This is a genomic window from Pseudomonas sp. SG-MS2 (assembly GCF_009933855.1).
GTDB lineage: Bacteria > Pseudomonadota > Gammaproteobacteria > Pseudomonadales > Pseudomonadaceae > Aquipseudomonas > Aquipseudomonas putida_E.
Genome location: NZ_MOMO01000264.1, coordinates 1 through 12,556, shown reverse-complemented (window position 1 = coordinate 12,556; position 12,556 = coordinate 1). Strand labels below are relative to the sequence as shown.

12 protein-coding genes and 1 pseudogene are annotated in these 12,556 nt (G+C 63.0%); 3 read left to right on the top strand and 10 right to left on the bottom strand.

Annotation, left to right across the window (positions count from 1 at the left end; all coding sequences use genetic code 11):
* The 4 genes and pseudogenes from BLX42_RS25460 to leuS form a co-directional block, all read right to left on the bottom strand.
* Nucleotides 1-66: pseudogene (locus BLX42_RS25460) on the bottom strand (ribosome alternative rescue factor ArfA); the annotation flags it as partial.
* Between the two features lie 122 nt (nucleotides 67-188).
* Nucleotides 189-1,226, bottom strand: coding sequence for a DNA polymerase III subunit delta (holA, locus tag BLX42_RS25455; protein ID WP_115275467.1), 1,038 nt, complete (start codon nucleotides 1,224-1,226; stop codon nucleotides 189-191).
* Nucleotides 1,227-1,263: 37 nt separating this feature from the next.
* On the bottom strand, nucleotides 1,264-1,869 hold the full coding sequence (gene lptE / locus BLX42_RS25450) for an LPS assembly lipoprotein LptE (protein WP_012312563.1): 606 nt from the start codon (nucleotides 1,867-1,869) through the stop codon (nucleotides 1,264-1,266).
* 61 nt (nucleotides 1,870-1,930) lie between these two features.
* On the bottom strand, nucleotides 1,931-4,537 hold the full coding sequence (leuS, locus tag BLX42_RS25445) for a leucine--tRNA ligase (protein ID WP_046785135.1): 2,607 nt from the start codon (nucleotides 4,535-4,537) through the stop codon (nucleotides 1,931-1,933).
* 227 nt (nucleotides 4,538-4,764) lie between these two features.
* On the opposite strand from leuS, the gene BLX42_RS25440 reads away from it, so the two are divergent.
* Both BLX42_RS25440 and BLX42_RS25435 read left to right on the top strand, forming a co-directional pair.
* Complete coding sequence (locus tag BLX42_RS25440; protein ID WP_012312565.1) at nucleotides 4,765-5,079, top strand: hypothetical protein; 315 nt, start codon at nucleotides 4,765-4,767, stop codon at nucleotides 5,077-5,079.
* A 134-nt stretch (nucleotides 5,080-5,213) separates the two neighbouring features.
* Entirely contained in the window at nucleotides 5,214-5,975 is a 762-nt protein-coding gene (locus BLX42_RS25435) for a YdcF family protein (protein WP_161872907.1), read from the top strand.
* Between the two features lie 140 nt (nucleotides 5,976-6,115).
* Here the strand turns inward: BLX42_RS25435 and lnt are convergent, their stop codons facing one another.
* Genes lnt through BLX42_RS25415 form a run of 4 tightly spaced genes read right to left on the bottom strand, consistent with a single transcriptional unit; the run spans nucleotide 6,116 to nucleotide 9,971 of the window.
* On the bottom strand, nucleotides 6,116-7,633 hold the full coding sequence (gene lnt, locus BLX42_RS25430; RefSeq protein WP_046785137.1) for an apolipoprotein N-acyltransferase: 1,518 nt from the start codon (nucleotides 7,631-7,633) through the stop codon (nucleotides 6,116-6,118).
* 8 nt (nucleotides 7,634-7,641) lie between these two features.
* Nucleotides 7,642-8,481 carry an HlyC/CorC family transporter gene (locus tag BLX42_RS25425; protein WP_046785138.1) on the bottom strand — a complete coding sequence of 280 codons (840 nt, stop codon included), beginning with the start codon at nucleotides 8,479-8,481 and terminating at the stop codon, nucleotides 7,642-7,644.
* A 25-nt stretch (nucleotides 8,482-8,506) separates the two neighbouring features.
* Nucleotides 8,507-8,980: an rRNA maturation RNase YbeY gene (gene ybeY, locus BLX42_RS25420; protein WP_161872906.1), complete on the bottom strand. Its 474-nt coding sequence runs from the start codon at nucleotides 8,978-8,980 to the stop codon at nucleotides 8,507-8,509.
* Nucleotides 8,973-9,971, bottom strand: coding sequence for a PhoH family protein (locus BLX42_RS25415; RefSeq protein WP_039601873.1), 999 nt, complete (start codon nucleotides 9,969-9,971; stop codon nucleotides 8,973-8,975). Before BLX42_RS25415 ends, ybeY begins: the two co-directional genes overlap by 8 nt.
* 163 nt (nucleotides 9,972-10,134) lie before the next feature.
* On the opposite strand from BLX42_RS25415, the gene BLX42_RS25410 reads away from it, so the two are divergent.
* The gene (locus BLX42_RS25410; protein ID WP_039601874.1) at nucleotides 10,135-10,461 is read left to right on the top strand and encodes a DUF1820 family protein; all 327 of its coding nucleotides are present in this window, start codon (nucleotides 10,135-10,137) and stop codon (nucleotides 10,459-10,461) included.
* Between the two features lie 6 nt (nucleotides 10,462-10,467).
* Here the strand turns inward: BLX42_RS25410 and BLX42_RS25405 are convergent, their stop codons facing one another.
* Both BLX42_RS25405 and hemL read right to left on the bottom strand, forming a co-directional pair.
* Nucleotides 10,468-11,013, bottom strand: a complete 546-nt coding sequence (locus BLX42_RS25405) for a tetratricopeptide repeat protein (protein ID WP_119688210.1) — start codon at nucleotides 11,011-11,013, stop codon at nucleotides 10,468-10,470.
* Between the two features lie 186 nt (nucleotides 11,014-11,199).
* Complete coding sequence (hemL, locus tag BLX42_RS25400) at nucleotides 11,200-12,483, bottom strand: glutamate-1-semialdehyde 2,1-aminomutase (RefSeq protein ID WP_115273497.1); 1,284 nt, start codon at nucleotides 12,481-12,483, stop codon at nucleotides 11,200-11,202.
* Nucleotides 12,484-12,556 lie beyond the last annotated feature (73 nt).

The window sequence follows — 12,556 nt, the reverse complement described above, 5'->3', positions numbered from 1 at the left end:
GAACAAGGGTTGGGCGACGATGGATTTGGCCTTGTTGGGGCCGTGCTTCTTCGGCTTTTTGCTCATGGCGGGATTCCCGGGTCGGGTGGGTTTCGGGGCGGACTCTAGGCCTGTAGAGAGGCCGGGGCCAATTGATTGTGTCAATGGTTTGAAATACCGGGGCTGCAAACAAGCTCCCAGTATTTGAGTCACTCAGGCGGTAGAGCCAACCGCTGCCCGGCCATGAGCAATGACAAGCGTGACAGCCCGGTCCATGGTGACCCCACGGCTTGCCCCTTGATCTGTGCATCGATGCGCTGGGCATCCTGCAGCAGCTGCGCCCAGCGCTGCGCCGACAGGCGCTGCAGGGCTTTGCTGACCAGCGGCCGGCGCTTGTCCCATACCGGTGGGCGGGCCTGGCTGAAGGCCTTGTCCAAGGGCACACCCTGGCTGAACTGCTGCGAAAGCCCCGCCAGCAGACGCAGTTCGCGCGCCAGGGCCCACAGAATCACAGGTGGCTCCACGCCTTCACCGCGCAGGCCTTCGAGCATGCGCAGGGCATGCGCAGCTTCGCCATTGAGAATGGCATCGACCAGGCCGAAGACATCGAAGCGCGCGCTGTCGGCAACGGCCGCCTGCACCGTGTCTACGGTGATCTGGCTGCCGTCGGCGAGCAGCTTGAGCTTTTCGATTTCCTGGGCAGCAGCCAGCAGGTTGCCTTCGACACGTGCGGCAATGAGGTCGACCGCATCACGCTGGGCCGAAAGGCCGGCCTGTGCCAAACGCTGGTTGATCCATTGCGGCAACTGCTGGGCATCCACCGGCCAGATCTGGATGAACTGGCAGTGGCTGCCCTCGATCAGGGCCTTGCCCCACTTTGTCTTCTGCGCACTGCCATCGAGTTTGGGCAGGCTGACCAGCAGCAGGGTATCCTCGGCAGGGTTGGCGCAGTATTCCATCAGCGCCGCTGCGCCTTTGTCACCAGGCTTGCCCGAGGGCAGGCGCAGTTCCAGCAGCCGGCGTTGGGCGAACAGGGACAGGCTGGCGCCCGCCTGCAGCAGGGTGCCCCAGTCGAAACTGGCGTCGGCGCTGAACACCTGGCGCTCGTCAAAGCCCTGCTGACGCGCAGCATTGCGTATGGCGTCGGCGGCTTCCTGGCACAGCAGCGGATCGTCGCCACTGACCACATAGACCGGGGCCAGAGCGCCTTGCAGGTGCTTGTTGAGTTGGGCGGGGGCGAGCTTCATCGGAAACAGGCGGGGCACCGGAGTGCCCCGCACGGGCTCAATTGCCCGGAATTTCCAGCGGCGATTGCTGCGGCGTTTCCGCCTGCTGGCTGCGCGCGGCCTCCAGTGCGGCGGCTTCGGCCTTGGCGCGTTCGTCAGCTTCGCGCTGCAACTGGTCCAGCTGAGGCGGCGTCAGCATCTGCAGGCGCACGACCATGGCGTTGACCAGGTCGCGGCGCATTTCTTCGCGGGCAACAGTGGCTTCCTGGTCGGAACCGGTGATGTTGCCGCCGTCGCGTACATAGATTTTGCGCACTTCCAGCTTGTCGCTCATCAGCTCCAGGTTGTTCAGGCCAAGGATGCTGTAGCTGAGCACTGTGGTCAGTTCGTACTCGGCAGATTGGTTGCTGCTGGCGTAGGACGCTGCGCGCTGGGTTTGCTGTTCGTTGGTCAGTACCAGGCGATACGGGGCGCCGGTGTGCACATTGACGCCGCTGCGCTCCAGTACTTCGCGCAGTTGAGTCACGGTCGGGCCGTAGGCATCACGTGCACTGACGTCCATTTCCTTGACGCTGAGCTCGGAGGTGCCGGTGCCGCGCAGCTGGAAACCGCAGGCGCTGAGCATGATGGCCAGGCCCAATACCAGCAGATTGCGTTTGATCATGTTGTTGCTCCCTTGTGGGCCGATACCGCCCACCCGCACTGGCTGCAGGTGGGCGTTGCCATCAGTTGGCGACGATGTTGACCAGCTTGCCTGGCACTACGATGACCTTGCGGATGGTCAGGCCATCGATGAAGCGCAGGACATTTTCGTTGTTGCGGGCGGCGGCTTCGATTTCTTCGCGGCTGGCGGCTGCAGGCATTTCTACCTGGCCACGCAGTTTGCCGTTGACCTGGACCACCAGGGTGACGGTGTCCTGCACCAGAGCGCTTTCATCGACAACTGGCCAGCCAGCATCGATAACGGCTTGCTCATGGCCCAGCGCCTTCCACAGTTCGTGGGAAATGTGCGGGGTGATCGGGGCCAGCAACAAGGTGACGGCCTCCAGGCCCTCTTGCAGCAGCGCACGGTCTTGCTCGGTGCCCTGGGGGGCCTTCTCCAGGACGTTCATCACGGTCATCACCTGGGCGATGGCGGTGTTGAACTTGTGGTACTGGCCCACATCGGTGCTGGCCTGCTTGATCGCGGCGTGAATTGCACGGCGGATGACCTTCTGCTCGTCGTTCAGCGTGGCGAGGTCCAGTTTACCCGGCAGGCCCTGGTTGACGTGGCCCTGGGCCAGGCGCCAGACACGACGCAGGAAGCGGCTTGCACCTTCGACGCCAGAGTCCGACCATTCCAGGCTCATGTCGGGCGGCGAGGCGAACATCATGAACAGGCGGCAGGTGTCGGCGCCGTAGGCTTCGATCATCGACTGTGGGTCGACGCCGTTGTTCTTCGACTTCGACATCTTCTCGGTGCCGCCGATTTCCACCGGCAGGCCGTCGGTCTTCAGGCGTGCGCCAATGATCTTGGCCTTGGCATCGCGCTCGATTTCGACGTCGGCCGGGTTGAACCAGTCCTTGCCACCGTTGCTGGCGACGCGGTAGTAGGTATCGGCGACCACCATGCCCTGGGTCAGCAGGTTCTTGAACGGTTCATTGGAGGTGACCAGGCCTTCGTCACGCATCAGCTTGTGGAAGAAGCGCGCGTAAAGCAGGTGCAGAATGGCGTGTTCGATGCCGCCGATGTACTGGTCGACCGGCAACCAGTGGTTGGCCGCTTTCGGATCGACCAGGCCCTTGTCGTAGTTCGGCGAGGCGTAGCGGGCGAAGTACCAGGACGACTCGACGAAGGTGTCCATGGTGTCGGTTTCACGCTTTGCCGCGGCGCCGCATTTCGGGCAGCTGCACTCGTAGAACTCGGGCATGCGCGCCAGTGGCGAACCGGCGCCGTCCGGCACCACGTTCTCTGGCAGGGTGACCGGCAGCTGGTCTTCCGGCACCGGCACGTCGCCGCAGGACGGGCAGTGGATGATCGGGATCGGGCAGCCCCAGTAACGCTGGCGGCTGATGCCCCAGTCGCGCAGGCGGAACTGGGTGCGGGATTTGCCCAGCTCCTTGCGGATCAGGGCCGCCTCGATGGCGTCGAAGGCGCCAGCGAAGTCCAGGCCGTCGAACTCGCCGGAGTTGATCAGCTGGCCGTGCTCGCCGTAGGCCGCCTGCCATTCGCTGCCGACTTCGTCGCCGGCGCTGGTGCGCACCACAGCCTTGACCGGCAGGTTGTACTTGTGGGCGAACTCGAAGTCGCGCTCGTCGTGGGCCGGTACGGCCATTACGGCACCGTCGCCGTAGTGCATCAGCACATAGTTGGCGACCCATACCGGCAGCTTTTCACCGCTCAGGGGGTGCTCGACCAGCAGGGAAGTGGGCATGCCCTTCTTCTCCTGGGTGGCCATGTCGGCCTCGGCAACGCTGCCGCTCTTGCACTCGTCGATGAATGCCTGCAGCGCCGGGTTGCCCTGGGCGGCCTGGGTAGCCAATGGGTGCTCGGCAGCAACGGCAACGTAAGTCGCGCCCATCAGGGTGTCCGGACGGGTGGTGAAGACTTTCAGCGTACCTTCGTGGCCGATGCTCGCCTGATCGTACGGGAACTGTACTTCCATGCCGCGCGACTTGCCGATCCAGTTGCGCTGCATGGTCTTGACCTGCTCAGGCCAGCCCGGCAGCTCGTCGAGGCTTTCCAGCAGCTCGTCGGCGTAGTCGGTGATGCGGAAGTAGTACATGGGGATTTCGCGCTTTTCGATCAGCGCGCCCGAACGCCAGCCGCGGCCGTCGATGACCTGCTCGTTGGCGAGCACGGTCTGGTCGGCCGGGTCCCAGTTCACGGTACCGTTCTTGCGGTAGATGATGCCTTTTTCGAACAGGCGGGTGAACAGCCACTGTTCCCAGCGGTAGTAGTCCGGCTTGCAGGTGGTGACTTCACGTGCCCAGTCGATGGCAAGGCCCAGGCTCTTGAGCTGGGTCTTCATGTAGTCGATGTTTTCGTATGTCCACTTGGCCGGGGCGACGTTGTTTTTCATCGCCGCGTTTTCCGCTGGCATGCCGAAAGCGTCCCAGCCCATCGGTTGCAGGACGTTCTTGCCCAGCATGCGCTGGTAGCGGGCAATCACGTCGCCGATGGTGTAGTTGCGCACGTGGCCCATGTGTAGCTTGCCGCTCGGGTACGGGAACATCGATAGGCAATAGTAGGTGTCTTTGCCTGGCTGTTCGGTAACAGCGAACGACTGTTGCTCGTCCCAGAAATGCTGGGCGGCGGCTTCGATATCACGGGGCGTGTATTGTTCGTGCATGGCTACTTTTGGCTGAGAGAGAAGAGACCTTGTTCCAGGCAGCGGAACCTCGCTGCGTCCGGCACTCCGGTGTCGTGAGAGTGAACGCCGTAGCATACAGTAGCGCCGCGCATCGTGGGAAACCCTGATTGCGAATGGCCGCTGGTCGCTGCATCGGGCTGCTTTTCGAAGCGGCGCTAAGCTCAGGTGTGGGGGGAGATATTCTTTATCTTCAATGAGGTGAACGGATGGGAGAGACGCAGCTACCCGCAATCAAACCGGAGCTTTACGAACGCCTGATCGACCGTCTTGGCCTGGCCCTGGAAGTCGCCAGAACGTCGGTACGATTGCGCGACGAGATGCCAGCCGAGCTGGAGTTGCGTGGCCTGAGCCATGCAGAGTTCGAAGTGATCAAGGCTTACCTGGACTCGGTCCCGGAACGCCGTAATGCCTGCGCCGGTAGTTACCCGCATGCGGAACCGACATCGGCGAAGATCATCTGGCTCAAGGACAAGAAACGCCCCGCCACGACGGCGACACCCAGGACGCTGCCACATCGCTAGCCGTTCAGGGCGCCCGGCGCAGGCCATCGCGCCCCGGTAATTCAACAAACACTTCACTCGATCGGCGCCGGCAGCGCACTTGTTGACCGGCGCCGATCCTCATAGGCTGCACGCCTGCCAAGGAGGTGTAGCCGATGCCGATTCGATTTTTCATCAAACAATGGTTGATGCCGCCGGGCATCCTGTTCCTGCTGTTGCTGGCGGCCTGGTGGTTGCGCGCCCGGCGCCCGCGGCTGGCGGCGCTGTGCTTTGTGCTGGGGCTGGGTGGGTTGTGGTTGATGAGCCTGCCGCTGGTGGTGCAGCACGGTGCGCGCCTGCTGGAAACCGAGCCCCCGCTGGCATCCGGCGATTGGGCCAGCCTGGCGCGCAGGGCGGATGCAATCGTCGTGCTCGGCGCAGGGCGTGAGCGCGGTGATCCGGCCTGGGGCGGTGAGGACCAGCCCTCGGCAACGGCGCTTGAGCGTATGCGCTTTGCCGCGCGACTGGCCAAGGCTTCGGGCTTGCCGGTGCTGACCAGTGGCGGTTTGCACTACGGTACCCCGCCGAGCGAGGCGCGGCTAATGGCGGATCGGCTGCGTGAAGATTTCGCTGTCGAGGTCAAATGGAAGGAAGAGGCCAGCCGAACCACGTGGGAAAATGCCCAATTCAGCGCGCAATTACTCAAGTCACTGGGTATTGGGCGTGTGGTGCTGGTGACCCAGGCGTGGCACATGCAACGTTCGCGCTGGAGCTTCGAGCAGGCCGGGTTTGAAGTGATACCGGCGCCGATGGGGTTCCTTGGGCGGGACCATGCGCGGCCGTTTGCCGGGTTGCTGCCGGAAAGCCGGGCGATGTGGCAGAGCGGGCAATTGCTGAATGAAGCGGTAGGGTTGGCGGGGTATCGGTTGTTCTATTGATTCAAGAGAGCACTCGAGCCCGTGTAGGAGCGGCCTTGTGTCGCGAAAGGACTGCGCAGCAGTCCCAGGATATCTGTGGCGCCGCTGATATCCTGGGGCCGCTTCGCAGCCCATCGCGACACAAGGCCGCTCCGGCCTGATCAGACGGTTTTGGCTATGCGCCCCGCCAGCAATGCCCAACCCAGCAGCAAGGCACAGACAATCGCCAGCGGCCACGAGCGCCATTGCAGGTACGGCGTCAGTTGCTGCATCGGGACCACTTCGCCATACAGCACGGCCCGCTGGAACTGCGGAACCTGGGCCGTAATCCGGCCAAACGGGTCGATCAGGGCGGTGACGCCGTTGTTGGTGGCGCGGATCATCCAGCGGCCGGCTTCCAGCGCGCGCATCTGCGCCATCTGCAGGTGCTGCAGCGGGCCGATCGAGGTGCCGAACCAGGTGTCGTTGCTGATGGTCAGCAACAGGTCGCTGCGCGCCGCCAAGCCCGCAGCGAACTCGGGGTAGACCACCTCGTAGCAGATGTACGGGGCAATCTGGTAACCCTTGGCCTGGAGCAGTGGCTGGTCCTCAGGGCCGCGGGCGAAGTCCGACATCGGCAGGTTGAAGAACTCGATCAGGCCGCGAAGCATGTCCTGCAGTGGCACGTATTCGCCGAAGGGCACCAGCTTCTGCTTGAGGTAGGTGCCATCGCCTTCGCCTGTCACGGTCACGCCGTTGTAGTAGCGGCGTTGCTGATGCACCACTTCGCGCACCGGCACGCCGGTGATAAGTGCCGAATGCCGGTCGGCGGCAAAACGCCCCATCACGTCGATGTACCCTTGGGCCTGGTCCTTGAGGATCGGCACGGCTGTCTCTGGCCAAACCAGCAGATCCACCGGTTTTGAGCTGAAGCTCATGTCGCGGTACAGCGCCAGTTGTGCATCGATGTGCGCCGGGTCCCATTTCAGCTCTTGTTCGACGTTGCCCTGCAGGGCTGCGACCGTCAGTGGGTCGCCAGCAGGCTTGGTCCAGGCGTGGTCTTTGAGGGCCATGCCGACAACCCAGGGGGCCAGCAGCAACAAGGCTCCCACGGCAAGGAACGATGGGCGTGCGCGCAGGCGGTGCAGGTTGCACAGCAGCGCCGCGCTCAATGCCAGGGCGAAAGAGATCAGCCACACGCCGCCCAGCGGCGCCAGGCCAGCCAAAGGCCCGTCCAGTTGGCTGTAGCCGGCATAAAGCCAGGGGAAGCCGGTCAGGAACCAGCCACGGAAAGCCTCTTGTAGCAGCCACAGGGCGGCAAAGCACAGCGCATCGGCCAAGGGGGCTTCATTGCGGCGCAGCCAGCGCGCCCACAGCCAGGTGGGCAGGGCAAAGAACCAGGCAAGGGCGGCGAAGAACGCCACCAGCAGCACGATCGCCAGCAGCGGCGAGGCGCCGCCGTAGGTGTTCATGCTGACGTAGATCCACCAGGTGCCGGCCCCGTACAGGCCAAACCCGAACCACCAGCCGCGCCACATGGCCTGGCGCGGGGTGAGCTCGCGCAGGCCGAGGTAGAGCACCGCGATGGACAACAGGGCCAGCGGCCAGATGTCGAATGGCGCCAGGGCCAGAAGGGTAGAGGCGCCGGCCGCCAAGGCCAGCAGGTTACCGGGCCAGCCGGGGCGGGTGATCCAACGCATGTTTGTCCTTAGCGGGTGATCGGGGTCAGGCGCAGCAAGTGTATCCGCCGGCTGTCGGCATTGAGAATACGGAACTTGTAGGGCCCGATCTCAGTGGTCTCGTTGCGCTTGGGCAGGTGGCCGAAAGCGCTCATCACCAGGCCGCCAACCGTGTCGAACTCATCATCGGAGAACTCGCTGTCGAAGAACTCGTTGAAGTTCTCAATCGGCGTGAGCGCCTTGACCAGGAAGTCGCCGCTGGGCAGTGGCTTGATATAGCTGTCTTCCTCGACATCATGCTCGTCTTCGATGTCGCCGACGATCTGTTCGAGCACGTCCTCGATGGTGACCAGGCCCGCCACGCCGCCGTACTCGTCGATGACGATGGCCATGTGGTTGTGGTTGGCGCGGAACTCGCGCAGCAGCACGTTCAGGCGCTTGGACTCGGGCACGAACGTGGCCGGGCGCAGCAGGTCCCTGATGTTGAAGCTGTCGCCGTTCTCTTTGAGGATCAGCGGCAGCAGGTCCTTGGCCAGCAGGATCCCGAGCACATCGTCATGGCTTTCGCCGATCACCGGGTAACGCGAGTGCGCGGCGTCGATGACGGCCGGCAGGAATTCGCGAGGCGACTGGGTAGCCTTGATGCTGATCATCTGCGAACGCGGCACCATGATGTCGCGTACCTGCAGGTCGGCGACCTGGATGGCGCCTTCGACGATGGTCAGCGCTTCGCTGTCGAGCAGCTTGTTCTGATGGGCTTCGCGCAGCAGCTCGAGGAGCTCCTGGCGGTTTTTCGGCTCATGGGCAAAAGCCTGGGTCAGTTTACCCAGCCAGGACTTCTGCCCGTTGCTCGATCGATCTTCGCTCATGGCGGTTCTCGTGATCCTTGCAGTATCAGTGTGTGATTGAATCGTTTTCATCATCGGCATACGGGTCGGGGTGACCCAGTTCTGCCAGCAATTCCCGTTCCAGCGCTTCCATTTCCTCGGCCTCATCGTCTTCGATGTGGTCGTAGCCAAGCAGGTGCAGGCAGCCGTGGATGACCAGGTGCGCCCAATGCGCTTGCAGCGACTTGCCCTGTTCGGCAGCCTCGCGCTCGACCACCGGCACGCAGATCACCAGGTCGCCCAGCAGCGGGATATCGAGCAGTTCATCGGGCACATCGGCCGGGAACGACAGCACGTTGGTCGCGTAGTCTTTGTGCCGGTAGGTGTGGTTGAGCTCACGGCCTTCGGTTTCGTCGACCAGACGGATGGTCATTTCCGAGTCGGCGCTGCGCTGGCGCAACGCCAGTTCGCACCAGGCGCGCAAAGCGGCATCGTCAGGGGTGGCGGCATCCGTGGCGCGCTGCAGGTCAAGTTCAAGCATCTTTGCCGGGCGCCTCGGGCTTGGCCTGGCGGGCATCGAAGCGGTCATAGGCCTCGACAATGCGCTGCACCAGTGGGTGACGAACCACATCTTTGGGTTGGAAGTGGGTAAAACTGATACCCGGAACGTCCTTGAGCACCTCGATCACATGAGCCAGGCCCGACTTGGTGCCACGCGGCAGGTCGACCTGGGTGATGTCGCCGGTGATCACCGCAGTGGAGCCGAAGCCGATACGGGTCAGGAACATTTTCATCTGCTCGAGCGTGGTGTTCTGGCTCTCGTCGAGGATGATGAAACTGTTGTTCAAGGTACGGCCGCGCATGTAGGCCAGCGGGGCGATCTCGATCACCTGGCGCTCGATCAGCTTGGCCACGTGCTCGAAGCCGAGCATCTCGTACAGGGCGTCGTACAGCGGGCGCAGGTACGGGTCGATCTTCTGGGCCAGGTCGCCAGGCAGGAAGCCAAGCTTTTCGCCGGCCTCGACCGCCGGGCGCACCAGCAGGATGCGTCGCACCTGCTCGCGCTCCAGGGCATCGACGGCGCAGGCCACGGCCAGGTAAGTCTTGCCGGTACCGGCCGGGCCTACGCCGAAGTTGATGTCGTTGGCCAGGATTTCCTTGACGTAGCGCTGCTGGTTGACGCCGCGTGGGCGAATGTTGCCCTTGCGCGTGCGCAGGGAAACGCTGACCTCGTTGACTGCCGGGTTTTCGATGTTCTCGACGGTCGACTCCTGCAGGTACAGGTGCACGGTTTCCGGCGACAGCTCGGTGGCCTTGGCCTCGCGATAGAGGCGGCGCAGCAGTTGCTCGGCAGCAGAGGTTGTCTTGGGTTCGCCGATCAGCTCGAATTGATTGCCGCGGTTGCGGATTTCGATAGCCAGGCGTTGTTCGATCAGGCGCAAGTGCTCGTCGAACTGGCCGCACAGGTTGGCGAAGCGGTGGGCCTCGAAGGGTTCGAGGATGAAGCGATGAGGTTGTATGGGTGCGTTCAAGGTCGTTTTTAGCCGCTCGACGGCAATAATGGTGAACTCAAGAATAACCCTTGAAGGGCAGGGGCGAAAGCACTGAAACGTTCAACGGTATCGGCGGCACAGATCAACGGGCCTGTCTGTTATGATGCGCGCCTTTTCTTACGCATGTGTTATCCCGGCAAACATGAGCAAACGCGAACCCGCCATCTATAAAGTGATCTTCCTCAATCAGGGGCAGGTCTTCGAGATGTATGCCAAACAGATCTATCAGAGCGACCTGTGGGGCTTCCTGGAAATCGAGGAATTCGTTTTTGGGGAGCGCACCCAGATCGTGGTCGACCCGAGCGAAGAGAAGCTCAAGAACCAGTTCGAAGGTGTGATCCGCAGCTTCGTGCCGATGCACTCGATCGTGCGTATCGACGAGGTCGAGCGCCTGGGCACGGCCAAGATCAGCGAAGCCAAGGGAAGTGGCAATGTGATGCCGTTCCCTATGCCGATGCCAGAGAAGTAAAGCGAGTCAGGGGAGCGGCGAGAACGGCGTGCGCCCTTCGGCGCTTTGCAGTTCCAGCAGGTATTTGCGGAAGATCTGGCCGAGCACCTGGGTGGCATGCTCCAGTTCATCGCGGGGCATCTGCTCGGTGACTTCGTCGGCCATGTCCAGCGCATCTTCGGCACCGTTGACCGCCGCCATTTTCAGCAGGATATAGGCCTGTACGTTGTTGGCCTCGACCCCTTCACCATGAAAGAACATGCCGCCAAGGCGATACTGGGCTTGTGCATGGCCCTGCAGCGAGGCTTTTTCGAACCAGTCCAAGGCCATTTTCAGGTCTTTGGGGGTTTGCGCGTAGTAGTACTCACCCAGTTCGTACTGCGCCTGGGCGTCCCCGGTCGCCGCCATCTGCTCGCAAGCCTTGAGGGCGTTTTGCTGGTCCTCTGGCTGGACATTGAGCGTGCAGCGCCCCGTTGCAGGAATCAGCAACGAGTTACCGCCCTCCGCCAGTGCCAGCAGGGGCTGAAGAAGCAACAGGCAGCCCAGGGCAAGGGCGCGGCCGGTGCGGTTCATGGGGATCGACTTACCTCTGCAAAGCTACGGCCAATGTCTCTGGTGGCACATTATGGGATAAGCAGCGCCAACCTTACAAAGTTTTACTCGAATTTATGTACCGGTGGGAAAAGTTACTGGTGATGGACGGGCATTTATCGCCAGAGCTCTTCGCGGGTTTACCCGGCGAAGAGCTCTGACCGCGCTTTACTTCAGTGCGGCAAATGCCCGCTCAGCCGCATCCAGGGTGATCTGCAGCTCCTTGTCACCGTGTGCGATCGAGGTAAAGCCGGCCTCGAACGCGCTAGGTGCCAGGTAGACGCCACCGTCGAGCATCAGGTGGAAGAAGCGCTTGAAGCGCTCGGCATCGCTGGCCATCACGTCATCGAAGGTGACGATATCGTCGGCGCCGCTGAAGTACAGGCCGAACATGGCACCTGCCTGGGTTGTCACGAACGGCACGCCAGCGGCATCTGCGCGCTGCTGCAGGCCGTCGAGCATGCGGCTGGTGAAGCCGCTCAGCTCGTCGTGGAAGCCCGGGCGGCTGATCAGCTTCAGCGTGGTCAGGCCTGCGGCCATGGCCAGCGGGTTACCCGACAGGGTACCGGCCTGATACACAGGGCCCAGCGGGGCGATGCAGCCCATGATCTCGCGCTTGCCGCCGAAACAGCCGACCGGCATGCCGCCGCCGACGATCTTGCCGAAGGTCGACAGGTCCGGCGTGATGCCGTAGTAGCCTTGGGCGCCGCCCAGCGAGACGCGAAAGCCCGTCATCACTTCGTCGAAGATCAACACTACGCCGTGCTTGTCGCACTGCTCGCGCAGGCCTTCGAGGAAGCCAGGCGCTGGCGGTACGCAATTCATGTTGCCGGCCACTGGCTCGACGATGATGCAGGCTACGGTCTGGCCGACTTCGGCCAGGGTCTTCTCGACTGCAGCGATGTCGTTGAACGGCAGGGTCAGGGTGTGCTTGGCGAAGTCCGCCGGCACGCCTGCCGAGCTTGGCACGCCCTGGGTCAGCAAACCGGAACCGGCCTTGACCAGCAAGCTGTCGGAGTGGCCGTGGTAGCAGCCTTCGAACTTGATGATGGCGTCGCGGCCGGTGTAACCCCGGGCCAGGCGAATCGCGCTCATGGTGGCTTCGGTGCCGGAGCTGACCATGCGTACCATTTCCATGGACGGCACCAGCGAGCAGACAAGGTCTGCCATCTCGGTTTCCATGGCGGTCGGCGCGCCGTAGGACAAGCCGTGCTGCAACTGGTTGCGCACCGCGTCGAGCACCTGTGGGTGGCCGTGGCCGAGGATCATCGGGCCCCACGAACCCACGTAGTCAACATAGCGCTTGTCGTCTTCGTCGACGACATAGGCGCCTTCGGCATGCTTGAAGAACAGCGGGGTGCCGCCGACGCTCTTGAAGGCGCGGACCGGCGAGTTGACGCCACCTGGGATGTGCTTCTGGGCTTGGGCGAACAGGGATTCGGAACGGGACATGGGATCTTCTCTTGAAATCAGGAAGCGAACAGGGCGTTGAAGGCGCGGGCGCGGCGGGTGACTTCCTGCGCGC